The sequence below is a fragment of the Mesorhizobium sp. YR577 genome, assembly GCF_900116595.1.
Taxonomy (GTDB): domain Bacteria; phylum Pseudomonadota; class Alphaproteobacteria; order Rhizobiales; family Rhizobiaceae; genus Mesorhizobium_M.
Window position 1 is genome coordinate 158,139 of sequence record NZ_FPBI01000016.1, and the last position, 13,680, is coordinate 171,818.

A 13,680-nucleotide genomic window follows, 5' to 3' on the forward strand; every position below is an offset into this window, starting at 1 on the left:
GGCGGCAGCGATCGGCTGCCGCCTTTCGTCGCGAAAGGACGATCATGAGAAAGATATTGACGAGAGCCCTGGAAGGGCTCGACGCCGTGCTGCGGCATATCGGAGTGTTATTGATGGTGCTCGTGTTCGGCGTGGCATTGCTCCAGGTGTTGATCCGCTATGTCTTCGGCATCCCCATGGTGTGGACCGAGGAACTCGCCCGAAATCTGTTAGTCTGGACCGCCTTCCTGTTGATGGGGCCGGCGCTCAAGCAGGGCCTTCATTATAGTGTCGACTATCTCTCCACCAGATTGCCCTTTACCGGCAAGCTTTGGCTATACAGGCTGGGCGACGGGATCATACTGGCCTTCGCCATAGCCATGGTCATCGTCGGCAGCAGCTTCACGGCACGCACCGCCGACGCGCATACGGCGGCCCTGGAAATCTCCACCGGCTGGATATCGGGGGCGCTTCCGGTCGGTGCTGCGATCCTCGCACTCTATGCCATCGCGCGCCTCCTGGTGTCCTTTACCGATCCCCAATCCGGTGTCGACCGGCGGCACGAGGAGTTGCAGCTTTGACCGTCATCACTCTTACTGTCTTTCTTGCCTTCGCAGTCTTGCTCGTTCTGAACGTGCCGGTGGCCATCGCCATGACACTTGGGCCGTTGCTCGCCATCCTCATAGATGGACGCGTGCCGGCCGATATCGTAGCGCAGCGCATGGTCGCCTCCCTTGATAGCTTCACGCTTCTCGCGATTCCTCTTTTCATTCTGGCCGGCGAGCTGATGGGATCGAGCTCGATCACGCAGCGCTTGATCGACCTGGCCACCGTGCTGATCGGACGCCTGCGCGGCGGGCTGGCGCACGTGACAATCCTGGCCAGCGTTTTCATGTCGGGCATTTCCGGCTCTGCCATGGCCGACGCCGCAACCCTTGGCAAGGTCATGGTGCCGGCGATGCGCAAGGCTGGTTATGGAGACGAGTTTTCGGTTGCCATCACCGCATCCGCCGCGACCATGGGACCGATAATCCCACCCAGTATCATCATGATCGTCTATGCCACCATGGTCAGCGGTGTCTCCATCGCCAGCCTGTTTCTGGCCGGCATCCTGCCGGGCCTGATGATTGCGGCAGCGCTGATGGTCACCAGTTCAATCATTGCGCATCGCATGGGGTTTGCGCGCTCGCCAAAGCGCGAAAGGGGCGAGCTGTGGCGCGTGTTCAAACGAGCGGCCCTGCCGTTATTGCTGCCGCTTGTCATCTTCCGAGGCATTGCCGTGGGGGCGTTCACGGCCACGGAGGCCGGTGCAATCGCCTCGATCTTCGCCCTGGTGCTGGCCTTGATCTATCGTGATCTGACGTGGGCCCGGCTCTACAAGGCATTTTCCAATGCTGCCTTGTCGAGTGCCGCAATTCTGCTGGTCATAGCTCCAGCCTCCATCCTGTCGTGGATACTGGCAATCGACCAGTTCCCGGTTTCGCTGGTCTCGGCCATCCAGGCGATATCGAGCAGTGCAGTCATCATGATGCTGGTGGTGATCGTCATCGTCACGCTGCTTGGCCTGGCGCTTGACGGGCTGGCGATCCTGATCATCCTGGTGCCGGTGATGGCGCCGGTCGCGACGGCGCTCGGGGTGGATCAGATCCAGTTGGCGCTGGTAGTGATCCTGTGCGTCATGGTGGGCGGGATCACCCCACCCGTTGGAGTTCTGCTCTATGTCGCCAAAACGGCGGGAGGGGTCAAGCATATGGTAGAAGGTCGGCTGGTCTGGTTGTTGTGCGGCGTGCTGACCTTGGTGCCGGTCATCGTCGCGTTCTGGCCTCCTTTGACCCTGTGGCTACCAGGGGTGCTTAAGTGAACTTCCGGCTCAATGGCAAAACCGCATTGGTGACCGGTGCCGCGCGCGGCATTGGAGCTGGCATCGCCACGGCCTTTCATGCGGCTGGGGCGAAACTGGTACTGGTGGACCTTGCCTCCAGCCGCGCGCAACTCGAGGCGCTGGCGGACACGCTTGGGGACGCCACGGTGTTCGGCGCCGACTTAACGGTGGAACACGAAGTAAAAGAGGTTTTTGCCGCGCTCGACAGCGCGGGTGTCGCATTGGACATTCTGGTCAATAATGCCGGCGCGGCACGGGCCGAAACCATCTTCGAAATGACGCTGGACAGCTGGAACGATATCCTTGCGGCTAATCTCACCAGTGCGTTTCTGTGTTCGCGTAGCGCGATGGAGCGAATGCGGCACCGGCCCGGTGGGCGGATAATCCAACTTGGGTCGGTAGTCGGGCATCAAGGAGCGCTCAAGGGTCACCTGCACTACGGAGTATCCAAGAGCGGTATACACGGCTTCACGCGTACGCTGGCGCGTACGGCGGCTCCGCTGGGCATTACCGTCAATGCGATCGCCCCGGGGCTGGTGGAAACCGACATGCTGTTTTCCACCCATGGAACCGAGGGCGTGAAGGCGTTGGAAGCACAGGTGCCGCTCGGCCGGCTGGCCAGCGTCGCCGATATCGGGGCCGCTGCCGTCTACCTAGCATCGGACGAGGCTTCCTATCTGACCGGCGTCATCCTCGACGTCAATGGCGGCCTTTATCTGCGTTAAGGCAACGATGGGGAAAGCGTGATGGCCGCCTGGAGGGTGGCGCCCGGCGCCAACTGCGCAATGCCGTGCATGGCTCCATGCGCCCAGCCCATCGCTCCGCTGACGTGGGTTTGCGGTTCGAGACAGAAGAATCGCTGGCCGGGTGGACGATAGACATGGAGGAACGACAGGATCGCATCGGCCTGCATGGACAGGCGACGTCCATCGCTCCAGTCGATCTGCACCAGCCCTGCCCAATCATCATAGGAATTGTTTCGCCAGTGCGGCGAGATTGGGCCACCTGACGCATGATCCAGTTCGGGTGGGACGGAAACGGGCTCGGTTGGCAACCGGTCAGGTCCCTCTAGCCAGATGCGATGCGCAGTAAATTTGAGCGTGGCCATGTCCGGATCAGGGAAATAGGGATGAAAGCCCAGGCCGAAGGGCATGACCTCCTCAGCCTCGTTGCGTATCGAAAGCTCCATACGAAGACCCTCGTCGCTCAAGTTGAGCGTCTGGCTGGCATTATAGGCAAACGGCGGGTGCCGAGAGGCGAGCGACAGCTGTGCCGAGTGGATCGAATACTCGTCGATTTTCCAGACGGATTGCCAACCATCGCCGTGGCATGGGGCCGGCGGAGTGCCGAAATTTGGGGCGATGGGCCACGCTTTGTCGTTCATTCGGACTTCGCCCGAGACTCGGTTGCAGAACGGCAGCATTGCAAAGCACGCGGTTTCAGCGGCCGAGACTGGTCGCCATGCCGACCGCAAGAAATGCCGGCCTGCATAAGTGAGATTGTGCAGCGCTCCGCCCATCTGTGGATCGAGAGTGCACGCAAACGGACCGTGGGCCAGATGGAGTAAGCGGTCGACCTTCGTCATGACCACCCCGCTCCTCTGACCTTCAGATCTTTGGCGTAAACCGAGGCAGAAGCCGCGATGAACAGCGTGTTGCCTCCATCGCCACCGAAGGCAAGGTTGGCGACGATCTCGGGCACGTCAATCTTGCCAAGGAACCGCCCGTCAGGAGCGTGGCAATGCACGCCATCATGCGCCGAAATCCAGAGATTGCCTAAGCTGTCGATCTTGAGCCCGTCGGGCACGCCCGGCGCGATTACGATTGTCGGCCCGCATTCCATCGGTTCGTACCGTGGTGAAAGGGAGAAGGTCCGCACGTGATGAGGACCGTTCAAGCGATGGGTACGGCCGCTGTCGGCGACATAAAGCAAGGTTTCGTCGGGTGAAACGGCCAGGCCGTTGGGCTTGTCGAAATCAGCCAGGAGGATCGTCACCGCGCCGCTCTCCGGGTCGATGCGGTAGACATGATTGGCGCCGATCTCGTGGGTGCCCTCGATTATGTAGAGCCTGGAGAGCAGGGCATAGTCAGGGTCCGTGAACAAGACGGTACCATCGCGGAGCACTATCAGATCGTTGGGTGAATTGAAGCGAGCGCCTTGGAAGCGGTCGGCAAGGACGGTGATTGTTCCGTCCGCTTCGGTCCGCGTCACACGCCGAGTGGCGTGTTCACAGGTTACCAATCGCCCCTTCGTGTCGATCGCATTTCCATTTGCGCGGTTGGAGTCCGATCGATAGGTCGAAACACCGGCTTCTGGGGTCCACGACAAAATGCGATTGGCAGGAATGTCACTGACCAAGAGCCGTCGATCATGAGCAACCCACACAGGTCCCTCCGCCCATTGCAGGCCATCAAAAAGCTTTCGGATCGGGGCGGGCGGGCCAACCAAGGCGGCAAAGGTGATCATCATAAACTCTTATATATTTGATCAAATATAAATGCCTTCGGTCGCCGTTCTTGTCAATCTGCCACCCGGCTGCCCAGTGCATCGGTCAGTGCGAGGATTTTGGTGGTCATGCCACCCAAGGACACAGTTCCTCCTCTTATGATGCCGGCTTGACTCGCAAGACCTCTCGTTTTAGGTAATCAGTATATTGTACTAGTTCAATATACTGAACTTGGGAGGAGTTCATGAGCGGACGAGGCGCCGAACGTATTCTTGACGCGGTCGAGTGGTTCGCCACGACAACCTCGTCAGTGACCTACACCGACTTCGTGCAAGCGCTTGATGTGCCCAAGAGCAGCGCGCTGCTCTTGCTGCGGCTTCTGGTTGCCAGGGGCTATGTTCAAAGACTTCCCAATAATCGCTACGTGCTCGTCAGGCTTCCCGGCGAGATGCTCGGCGGTGGCGATACGTGGGGCACGATCCTGCGCCTTGCCGACCGCCATCTGCGTGACGCAGTCGCGACGATCGAGGAAACCGGTTTCGTCGCCGTGCTCGACAACCAGCGCATCCGCTACCTGAACAAGATCCTGCCCAAGCGCGAAATCCGCTACGACCGCGATATCGTGCCGACGCGTCTGCCTCATCAGGTTGCAAGCGGGCTGGTGATGCTGGCGGACTTCGCGCCGCAGGACCTCGAGCGATATCTAACCGAGGCGCAGGTGCCTGCCGACCAATGGTCCGGCATTCTGGCTGCGACCGAAGGTGCGCGCGCAGACGGCTACTACGTCAATCTCAACGGCGTCGTCGAAGGTGCTGCCGGCATTGCCGCTCCCGTCAGGGATGCGCATGGCCGCACGGTCGCCGCTATCAATATTTCCGGTCCGCGCGACCGGATTATCGCCGATCTCGATCGCATCAGGGATGCCGTCGTGAGTGTCGCCGGGGCCGTTTCGAACGAAGTGGCCCAGCGGAAAAGAAAATGAATGTGATAACCGGAGGAATAGATCACATGCTGAATTTCGTCAGATCGAGCGCCCTTGCGCTCGCCGTATCGTCAATCGCCATCGGCGGCGCTCATGCGCAGACGGCTGCCGTGCCGGACTACTATCCGGCCGAATACAAGGACATCGTCGAAGGATCGCGGGCGGAGAAGGGCGTCGTCATCTACTCCAACATGGCCGACAACAACTGGGCGCCGCTAATCGCAGGTTTCAAGGCGCAGTACCCCTGGATCAATGTCGAGACGCTGGATCTCGGTTCCGGCACCGTGCATTCGCGCTGGGAAGCTGAAGCCGGAAGCGGTTCGCGTTCCGCCGATATCCTCGTGTCGGGCGCAAACGACCGCTGGGCAAGCTACGGCGTCGAGGGCGGCAAGCTGCTCGACTACAAGAGCCCGGAACTCGCCAAGCTGCCGGATTTTTCCAATCCTTATCCCGGCGTGAACGTGCTTTCGGCCGACCCGCTGGTCATCACCTACAACGCAGCACTTTTGCCGGAAGAACAGCGCCCGACCGGCATGAAATCGCTGGTTGAAGATGCTGTTGCAGCTCCGGAAATGTTCGACGGCAAGATCACCACATATGATGCCGCGCGCAACTCCTTCGGCCTCGCCGCCTGGTACAGCTATATGAACAAGAAGGGCGACGAAGGCTGGAACAATCTGCGCCAGATCGGTAAGATGATCCGCGGTGAGACCTCCGGCGGGCCGATGAACGAGAAGATCGCAACAGGCGAATATGTCGTCGGCATCGCGGTTTCGGGCATCACCATCTTCCCGCGCCTGGAACAGCCGGGCGGAGAAATCCTCGGCTTCTCGTTTCCCGATGACGGCACCATCATGATGCTGCGCGGCATGGGCATTCCCAAGGATGCCGCCAATCCGAACTCGGCCAAGCTCTTTGTCGATTACGCGCTCAGCAATGCCGGCCAGACGCTGGTCGGAAAGGGCGGGTTGGTGCCTTACCGCGACGACGTTGACGAGGCTGCGGTGCGCTACACCTATCAGGGCATTACTGAGCAGATCGGCGCCGACAATCTCATTGTCGCCGGGTTCGATGAAGGCCTCATCAAGGACGCCTCCGACTTCGTGACCAAGTGGAACGCTGCACTGCAGGGCAAATAAGCCCCTTGGAAAGGGCAGCCGCAAATGGCTGCCCGATCCAGACCTGCGGCAAACGGATTATTCAATATGTCTGACACCACCATGACACAGGATCGCGCACGGTCCTTTGACCGGTCGAACCTTATCTTCTGGGGCGTATCGCTGCTGACGGCCGTGCTGGTCATCGGTCCCATCGCGCCGATCGTCATCCAGGCGTTTCTCGACAAGCCTCTCTACGCAAGCGATGCGGCAGCCACGCTCGGCAATTTCACGCGCCTTTTCCAGGAAGCGGGAATGCTGAAGGTCGTCTTCAACACGCTGTTCTTCGCCGTCCTGACGATGATCGTGGCGCAGGTTTGCGGGGCGGTCATGGCGGTAATCATCGGCCGCACCAATCTGCCGGGCCGCCAGTGGATCGGCGAGATATTCGTCTGGCCGCTTTTCGTTTCCAACCTCGTCATCGCCTTCGGCTGGTTCACCATGTACGGGCCGTCCGGCTTTATCACCCTTGCCATGCGCTCGTGGTTCGGCGTCGTGCCGTGGAACCTCTACTCGCTTACCGGCATGGGCATCGTCGCCGGTCTCAGCCAGGCACCGCTCGCCTTTCTGATGTGCGTCGGCGCCGTCACCAAAGCCGACGCGCAGCTCGAAGATGCGGCCCGTTCGGCCGGCGCAGGCCCATTCCGCGCGCTCTGGTCCATCACAGTGCCGATGATGCGCCCGGCGATCATCTATTCGGCCGTTCTGAATTTCGTCATCGGCATCGAGATGCTGGCTATCCCTCTGCTTTTCGGTGGTCCGAGCGGAATCCAGACCGTCACGACCTTTCTGTACGACAAGGGCATTAACGCCGCTGTGCGTCCCGAATACGGAATCGTCGGCGCGGTCGCTGTCATGCTTCTGGTTGTCGTTGCCTTTCTGGTGTGGCTGCAAGGTTACCTTCTCAGAGGAAGCGGCCGTTTCGTAACCGTTCGCGGTAAGGCCAGCCGTCCGGCGCTGCTGAACCTTGGACAATGGCGCTGGCCGGCATTTGCGCTCGTTTTCTCTTTCGTGTTCTTCACCATTATCACCATCTTTGCCGGCATCTTCCTGCGCGCCGGGGTGAGCTTCCTGACGCCTCTGATACCGTTCTGGAAGCTTTTGACCACCGCGAATTTCGACGTGATCTTCGCATCGGCCAACTACATGCGGTCGATCTACAATTCGGTCATCATATCGCTGATCGGCGCCTTGATTGGTACGTTCTTCGTTGCGATCATCGCCCTTGTCGCCCGTCGTTCGGAGTTCCGCTTTAGACGCCCGCTCGAATATCTGGCGCTCTTTCCGCGCGCTGTACCCGGCATCATCGCTGGTCTCGGGTTCTTCTATGCCGTCGTATGGCTTCCCGGGCTTGACGCGATACGCGGAACGATCTGGATTTTGATCGTCGCCTTCATCCTGCGCTACATCCCTGTCGGCTTTGGCACGATTTCGCCGGCCCTCTCGCAAATCGGGGAGGAACTCGATCGTGGCGCGCGCATCTCCGGCGCGGACTGGTGGACTACTGTCACGAGGATCATCATGCCGATCCTGAAGCCCGCGCTGTTTTCATGCTTCGCGCTCCTCTTCATTCACTTCTTCAAGGAATATGTGACGGCTGCTTTCCTGTTCCAGCCCGGATCGGAAATCATCGGCACGACCATGCTGCAACTTGTGGCGCAAGGCGACAACGGTCCCGTATCCGCACTTGCAACCATCCAAGTTATCATCACAGCGGTGTTCGTCTTCCTGGCACGCCGCGTTCTGGGAGCCCGGATCTATGGCTGATCTCATTCTCGAAAATCTGACCATCCGTTACAACAACGTCACTGCCGTTAACAACATCTCGATCAGCGTCGCATCGGGGGAGTTCCTGACCCTGCTCGGCCCGTCCGGCTGCGGCAAGTCGACGACGCTGTTTGCGATCGCCGGCCTGAACCATGCGACGTCCGGCACCATCCGCATTGGCGACAAGATCCTGTTCGACAGTGCAACCAACACGGTCGTGCCGCCGGAGCATCGCAATATCGGCCTCGTCTTCCAGAGCTACGCGCTCTGGCCGCATATGACGGTCGCGGAAAACCTCGCTTTCCCACTCAAGCTGCGCAAGATGGGCAGGGCGGAGCGCGACGAACGCATCAAGGAAGCCTTGTCGCTGGTCGAAATGCTGCCTTACGCAGAGCGCTATCCGTTCGAATTGTCGGGCGGGCAGCAACAGCGCGTGGCGCTCGCGCGGGCGCTGGTCTATCGACCGAGCCTACTGCTTCTCGATGAGCCCTTGTCCAATCTCGACGCCAAGCTGCGCGAACGCGCCCGTGTCTGGCTGCGCGAACTCCAGGAGCGCCTCAACATCACGACGATCTATGTCACGCACGATCAGTCGGAGGCTCTTGCGGTGTCGGACCGCGTCGCGGTGATGAGCATGGGCAATCTGCGCCAGCTCGGCAGCCCGAAGGATATCTACGAGCGACCGACCGATTCCTTTGTCGCCGACTTCATCGGCTCATCCAACTTCCTCGACGCAAAGCTTATCGAGGAAAGCAGTACCCATAATGTCGTGGAGTTGAAAAACGGCGTACGACTGAAGACCGCGCCCGGAAAAGCAGGCGCGGACGGCAGTTTGGTCGTCGCCATTCGGCCCGAGCGAGTCGAAATCGTCTCGGTTGCTTCCGACAACACTGTGGAAACCGAAATCGGCGGTGGCACCTATCTCGGCTCTACCTACCAATACGCCGTCGATGTTGCCGGGTCGGAATTGCGCATCGTGACGAACGCCGATGTGGCCCCGGGCAAGATCCATGTGCGCATCCCACCGGAAGCGACCGCTGTCTATGCCGACAGGCCGGACGCGGCCTGAGACGAGGATATGATGGATCATTCGAAGACGATACGCTTTTCGTTGGACGCCAAAGGCCCGCTTTCCGATGTCAGGGTTCTGGACCTGTCCCGGCTGGTCGCGGGCAACATGCTGTCCGTTCAGCTTGCCGATTTCGGCGCGGACGTGATCAAGATCGAGCCGCCAGTGGGTGATCCGCTGCGCGATTGGACGGACGAGGGACAGTCCCTTCACTGGAAGACCTATGGCCGCAACAAGCGTTCGGTGATGCTCAATTTGCGCGAGCCCGTCGCGATGGCAGCGCTGAAAGCACTTTTGCCGAGCGCGGATGTCTTCATCGAGAATTACAGGCCGGGCGTTCTGGAAAAGATGGGGCTTGCGCCCGAAATCCTGCACGCGATCAATCCTGATCTTATCGTGGTGCGCATATCCGGTTTCGGACAGACTGGTCCTTACGCGCAAAATCCGGGCTTTGGCACGCTGGTCGAAGCGATGAGCGGCTTTGCCGCGCGCACTGGCTTTCCCGATCGCGAGCCGGTGCTCCCGCCGCTGGCATTGGCAGATATGATCTCCGGCATTTTCGGGGCGCAGGCAGTGACGATGGCGCTGCTGGCCCGCGAAAAGGGCCAGTCGCGTGGACAGGTCATCGATCTGTCGCTGCTTGAGCCCATGTTCGCCGTTCTGGGACCAGAGGCGTCGATCTACAAGGTAACCGGCAAGGTCAAGGAGCGTTCGGGCAGCGCGTCGAACACCGTCTCGCCGCGCAATGTCTACAAATGCCGTGACGGCAAGTTCGCCGCCTTGTCAGGCTCGACGCAGACTGTCGCAATGCGGATTTTCGACATTATCGGTCGGCCCGACATGAAGACGGATCCACGCTTTTTCACGAATGTCGAGCGTGTCAGGCACAGGGATCTTGTCGATGCCGCCGTGGCAGGCTGGTTCGAAGAGCGGGACCGCGCCGAAGCCCTGGCAACGATGCGCGCTGCAGGCGCAACCGTCGGCCCGGTCTACGATATTGCAGACATCGCCGAGGATGCTCACTTCGCCGAACGCGGCATCATCGTCGATGTCGAGGATGAGGACAACGGTACGTTGCCGATGCACAACATCCTCCCTCGCCTTTCTAGCACACCGGGCGTCTGGCGTCGTCCGGCGCCTGCGCTCGGGCAACACACGGGCGATATTTTGAAAGAAGCGGGCGTTTCGGAAAGCGATATCGCATCGATCCTGGCCGGCGGGGAGGGAACATGATCATCCGCTCGCTCCTTTACGTCCCGGGCAGTAATCGGCGCTTCATCGAAAAGGCGCACACGCGCGGCGCCGACGCGATCATCGTCGATCTTGAGGATGCGGTCGCGGCCTCGATGAAGACAGAGGCTCGCGATGCACTGGCGCAGAGCGTTCCGTTGGCTGGAAAGGCCGGCACACCGGTTTTCGTGCGGGTCAACAATACCCAAGAACGGCTGCTTGCCGATGCAGAAGCGGCCTGCCGCGCCGGTTCCTTCGGACTGTATGTGCCCAAGGTCGAAACTGGGGCACTGCTTCAGCAATTGGCCACGCATCTGGAGCCGATCGAACGTGAACTCGGCCGCAAGCGGACAGTATTCGTGCCGCTGATCGAGTCACCTGCCGGTGTGTTTGCTGCAGCCGAGATCGGGCGTGGTGCGCGCGTCTTCGCATTGAGTGGCGGCGGCGAAGATCTGGCGACCAGCATGGGTGCGAAGCCCTTGCCGCAGGTTCTGAACCTGCCCAAGCAATTGATCCATCTCGCCGCAAAGGCAGCGGGCGTTCTGTCTTTCGGCCTCCTGCGAACAGTCGCCGATTACGCCGATCTTGACGGCATGCGCGATGCGGCAAACGAGGCGAGGTTGTTCGGCTTCGATGGCGCAAGCTGTATCCATCCTTCGGTTGTGCCCATACTCAATGCCGCGTTTTCGCCGTCGCCGGAAGAGATCGACTGGGCGCGCAAGGTAATCGCCGCCGACAAGATCGCGGCAGATGTGGGCCAGGGTGCGCACACCATCGATGGGTACTTTGTCGATGCGCCGATCGTCGCGCGCGCGCAGGCCATTCTCGTGCTGGCAGACAGCATTGATAAAAATTCGGAGACTGCACATGGCTGACGTCACGCCGTCCGCGACGGGAAATCGAGGACGCAAAATTCTGGTCACGCATGACAAGATCGCTCCTAGCGCCATCAGGCTTCTGAACGACAACGATATCGACGTCTATTTCTCGCCGCCCTACACGCGTTCCGATGAGGTCGCCGCGCGCTGCACGACGCTTGGCGTCGATGCGATCATGGTGCGGCAGGGCAAGATCAATGCCGAGGTCATCAACGCTTCGCCGGCGCTCAAGGTCATCGTGAAGCATGGTGTCGGCGTTGACAATGTCGATATTGCCGCTGCGACCGCGCGCGGCGTACCAGTTTTGCGCTCCATGGGATCGAATGCGCTTGCGGTGGCGGAACATACCATCTCGCTTGCGCTGACGCTCCTGAAGCAGATCGCGCCGCTCGATCGCGCGATCAAAGGCGGCGCGTGGCCAAAACCCACCTTCATAGGTCGAGACATAGCCGGTTCCGTCATCGGCCTTATCGGCTTCGGTGCCATCGGGCGCGAGACAGGTCGGCTGGCCAAGGCGCTTGGCATGCGTGTTCTGGTGCTCGACCCTATGACCTCAGCTGATTCCATGCGTCAATCCGGCTTCGAGGTTGCGGCCGGGCTCGATGAGCTTTTGACGAGTGCCGATATCGTCAGTCTTCACTGCCCACTGACCAACGAGACACGCAATCTGATCGACGCTAAGCGCCTGTCGCAAATGAAGCCGGACGCCTTGCTGGTGAACACTGCACGGGGCGGCATTATCGACGAGACGGCACTGCTCGAAGCTTTGCGCGAAAGGCGCATCGGCGGAGCGGCACTCGACAGCTTCAGCGTCGAACCGCCTCCTGCCGACAGCCCGCTATGGTCGCTCGACAATCTGATCGTCACACCGCACGTCGCTGGCGTCACAAAAGGCTCAGCCATCCAGATGGCTGAAACTGCGGCGCGTCACATCATCTCGGTTCTGGACGGCAACGCACCAGACCAGCGCTCGCTCGCGCTCGCCTCCGAACTTTCCGCTTCCTGAAAGGACTTCTCATGACCGCCGGCTTTCGTATTCGCACCCAATGGAACCGTCTGGACCGTGCATTCGTGGATGATTTCGCGAAGCTGCCCGTTTCCGTGGTCAGCGATGTCATGTCCCGTCTCGCTTCCGGCGGCGCCAATTTGCGCCCCATGCACCGCAGCGGAGTGCTCGCAGGTGCTGCACTCACCGTTAAAGCGCGTCCGGGCGACAATCTGATGATTCACAAGGCTATCGAGATGGCCGAGCTCGGCGACGTCATTGTCGTCGATGCCGGCGGGGACGTGACGAACTCGCTGATGGGCGAACTCATGCTGGCGCACGCCATCCAGCGCGGAGTCGCCGGCTTCGTGCTCAATGGAGCGATCCGCGACGCCGAAGCCTTTCTTGAACGCAATTTGCCCGTCTATGCGCTCGGCATCACCCATCGCGGCCCCTATCGCGATGGTCCCGGCGAAATCGGCCTGCCGATCAGCCTTTGCGGCATGACCGTTGAGCCAGGCGATCTTATTCTGGGTGATCTGGACGGGGTGGTCAGCGTTGCACGCGCCGATCTTGAAGCTGTGCTGGCAGGAGCGCGCAAGAAGCACGCGGCAGAGCAGTTGCAAATGCAGCAGACTGAAGAGGGTGCTGTAGACAAGTCCTGGATCGACAAAGTCCTCGCCCAGAAAGGCTGCGTCTATCTATGATCGGGTGAAAACAAGTTTTTCGGTGTAGCAGAAACGAAAAGCCCGACGATCTCCGTGCGCATGGCTTCGGCACGTCCGTTGTGAGGATAATCGGCAACTCGGTATGCCAGCAATCATACCTGTAGCCCGCTTGGAGGGTAGGGATCAGTTTCCCTCTTGTAAATGCGCCGTGAAGACGTTTGGGCGTTCCGGAGCCGTTCTTGAAGCAGATGCCGCTCGGCCGCTGGGCCAGCTAGAGGAAATCGCCGCCCCGATTGTCTTTCTTCTCAGCGATGCGGCTTCGATGATCACGGGAGTGTCGCTGCCCATAGACGGTGGCTACATATGCCGCGAGGCGTAGTTACCTGCTGACATACACAAATTCCTTGTTTCGTGCGACGGAAAACCATTGGGCCCGGAGGATGTCTGGACCAGCGAACTCGGCCTAAGCGTATTGGCCGAAAATCCTGCTGAGCCAATCGATGAACACGCGCACGCGCGGCGAGAGCTGTCGATTGCGTGGAAGGACTAAGCCGCTCGCGCGGCAATGGCGCTTGTGACAAGCGTTTCGCCTGCTGATCGACCGTGGTTCTTTGTGACTCGGGTTCCTGGCCTGACG

General features: G+C 60.3%; 14 protein-coding genes. 12 read left to right on the forward strand and 2 right to left on the reverse strand.

Features of this window, described 5'->3' with window-relative positions; genetic code table 11:
* The first annotated feature begins 44 nt into the window (after positions 1–44).
* From BM413_RS22640 to BM413_RS22650, 3 genes are read left to right on the forward strand one after another with little or no spacing between them, the layout of a single operon-like run.
* On the forward strand, positions 45–560 hold the full coding sequence (locus BM413_RS22640; protein WP_091917139.1) for a TRAP transporter small permease: 516 nt from the start codon (positions 45–47) through the stop codon (positions 558–560).
* On the forward strand, positions 557–1,840 hold the full coding sequence (locus BM413_RS22645) for a TRAP transporter large permease (protein ID WP_175544406.1): 1,284 nt from the start codon (positions 557–559) through the stop codon (positions 1,838–1,840). The genes BM413_RS22640 and BM413_RS22645 overlap by 4 nt, the downstream gene beginning before the upstream one ends.
* Positions 1,837–2,586, forward strand: a complete 750-nt coding sequence (locus tag BM413_RS22650) for an SDR family NAD(P)-dependent oxidoreductase (RefSeq protein ID WP_091917125.1) — start codon at positions 1,837–1,839, stop codon at positions 2,584–2,586. Before BM413_RS22645 ends, BM413_RS22650 begins: the two co-directional genes overlap by 4 nt.
* Here BM413_RS22650 and BM413_RS22655 read toward each other — a convergent pair.
* Positions 2,583–3,446, reverse strand: a complete 864-nt coding sequence (locus tag BM413_RS22655) for an aldose 1-epimerase (RefSeq protein WP_091917126.1) — start codon at positions 3,444–3,446, stop codon at positions 2,583–2,585. The two genes, BM413_RS22650 and BM413_RS22655, sit on opposite strands and share 4 nt — an antisense overlap.
* Positions 3,443–4,327 (reverse strand): SMP-30/gluconolactonase/LRE family protein, encoded by an 885-nt coding sequence (locus tag BM413_RS22660; protein WP_244537970.1) that lies wholly within the window; start codon positions 4,325–4,327, stop codon positions 3,443–3,445. Before BM413_RS22660 ends, BM413_RS22655 begins: the two co-directional genes overlap by 4 nt.
* A 224-nt stretch (positions 4,328–4,551) precedes the next feature.
* Between BM413_RS22660 and BM413_RS22665 the strand changes: the two genes are divergently transcribed.
* From BM413_RS22665 to BM413_RS34025, 9 genes are all read left to right on the forward strand, one after another.
* The gene (locus BM413_RS22665; protein WP_091917128.1) at positions 4,552–5,289 is read left to right on the forward strand and encodes an IclR family transcriptional regulator; all 738 of its coding nucleotides are present in this window, start codon (positions 4,552–4,554) and stop codon (positions 5,287–5,289) included.
* Positions 5,286–6,428: an ABC transporter substrate-binding protein gene (locus BM413_RS22670; RefSeq protein WP_210188954.1), complete on the forward strand. Its 1,143-nt coding sequence runs from the start codon at positions 5,286–5,288 to the stop codon at positions 6,426–6,428. Before BM413_RS22665 ends, BM413_RS22670 begins: the two co-directional genes overlap by 4 nt.
* A 66-nt stretch (positions 6,429–6,494) precedes the next feature.
* Positions 6,495–8,213 carry an ABC transporter permease gene (locus BM413_RS22675; protein WP_091917129.1) on the forward strand — a complete coding sequence of 573 codons (1,719 nt, stop codon included), beginning with the start codon at positions 6,495–6,497 and terminating at the stop codon, positions 8,211–8,213.
* On the forward strand, positions 8,206–9,282 hold the full coding sequence (locus BM413_RS22680; RefSeq protein WP_091917130.1) for an ABC transporter ATP-binding protein: 1,077 nt from the start codon (positions 8,206–8,208) through the stop codon (positions 9,280–9,282). Before BM413_RS22675 ends, BM413_RS22680 begins: the two co-directional genes overlap by 8 nt.
* A 9-nt stretch (positions 9,283–9,291) precedes the next feature.
* Entirely contained in the window at positions 9,292–10,515 is a 1,224-nt protein-coding gene (locus BM413_RS22685; protein WP_244537971.1) for a CaiB/BaiF CoA transferase family protein, read from the forward strand.
* Complete coding sequence (locus BM413_RS22690) at positions 10,512–11,387, forward strand: HpcH/HpaI aldolase/citrate lyase family protein (protein WP_175544407.1); 876 nt, start codon at positions 10,512–10,514, stop codon at positions 11,385–11,387. The genes BM413_RS22685 and BM413_RS22690 overlap by 4 nt, the downstream gene beginning before the upstream one ends.
* Entirely contained in the window at positions 11,380–12,396 is a 1,017-nt protein-coding gene (locus tag BM413_RS22695; RefSeq protein ID WP_091917131.1) for a hydroxyacid dehydrogenase, read from the forward strand. Before BM413_RS22690 ends, BM413_RS22695 begins: the two co-directional genes overlap by 8 nt.
* A gap of 11 nt (positions 12,397–12,407) precedes the next feature.
* Complete coding sequence (locus tag BM413_RS22700; protein ID WP_091917132.1) at positions 12,408–13,082, forward strand: RraA family protein; 675 nt, start codon at positions 12,408–12,410, stop codon at positions 13,080–13,082.
* 103 nt (positions 13,083–13,185) lie between these two features.
* Positions 13,186–13,422 carry an SDR family oxidoreductase gene (locus tag BM413_RS34025; protein ID WP_280141849.1) on the forward strand — a complete coding sequence of 79 codons (237 nt, stop codon included), beginning with the start codon at positions 13,186–13,188 and terminating at the stop codon, positions 13,420–13,422.
* Positions 13,423–13,680: the final 258 nt, after the last annotated feature.

Bases quoted from the DNA above. Each gene is read 5' to 3' on its own strand.
- BM413_RS22640 (WP_091917139.1), top strand. From the start codon at position 45: ATGAGAAAGATATTGACGAGAGCCCTGGAAGGGCTCGACGCCGTGCTG.
- BM413_RS22655 (WP_091917126.1), bottom strand. From the start codon at position 3,446: ATGACGAAGGTCGACCGCTTACTCCATCTGGCCCACGGTCCGTTTGCG.
- BM413_RS22660 (WP_244537970.1), bottom strand. From the start codon at position 4,327: ATGATCACCTTTGCCGCCTTGGTTGGCCCGCCCGCCCCGATCCGAAAG.
- BM413_RS22665 (WP_091917128.1), top strand. From the start codon at position 4,552: ATGAGCGGACGAGGCGCCGAACGTATTCTTGACGCGGTCGAGTGGTTC.
- BM413_RS22670 (WP_210188954.1), top strand. From the start codon at position 5,286: ATGAATGTGATAACCGGAGGAATAGATCACATGCTGAATTTCGTCAGA.
- BM413_RS22675 (WP_091917129.1), top strand. From the start codon at position 6,495: ATGTCTGACACCACCATGACACAGGATCGCGCACGGTCCTTTGACCGG.
- BM413_RS22680 (WP_091917130.1), top strand. From the start codon at position 8,206: ATGGCTGATCTCATTCTCGAAAATCTGACCATCCGTTACAACAACGTC.
- BM413_RS22685 (WP_244537971.1), top strand. From the start codon at position 9,292: ATGATGGATCATTCGAAGACGATACGCTTTTCGTTGGACGCCAAAGGC.
- BM413_RS22690 (WP_175544407.1), top strand. From the start codon at position 10,512: ATGATCATCCGCTCGCTCCTTTACGTCCCGGGCAGTAATCGGCGCTTC.
- BM413_RS22695 (WP_091917131.1), top strand. From the start codon at position 11,380: ATGGCTGACGTCACGCCGTCCGCGACGGGAAATCGAGGACGCAAAATT.
- BM413_RS22700 (WP_091917132.1), top strand. From the start codon at position 12,408: ATGACCGCCGGCTTTCGTATTCGCACCCAATGGAACCGTCTGGACCGT.
- BM413_RS34025 (WP_280141849.1), top strand. From the start codon at position 13,186: ATGCCAGCAATCATACCTGTAGCCCGCTTGGAGGGTAGGGATCAGTTT.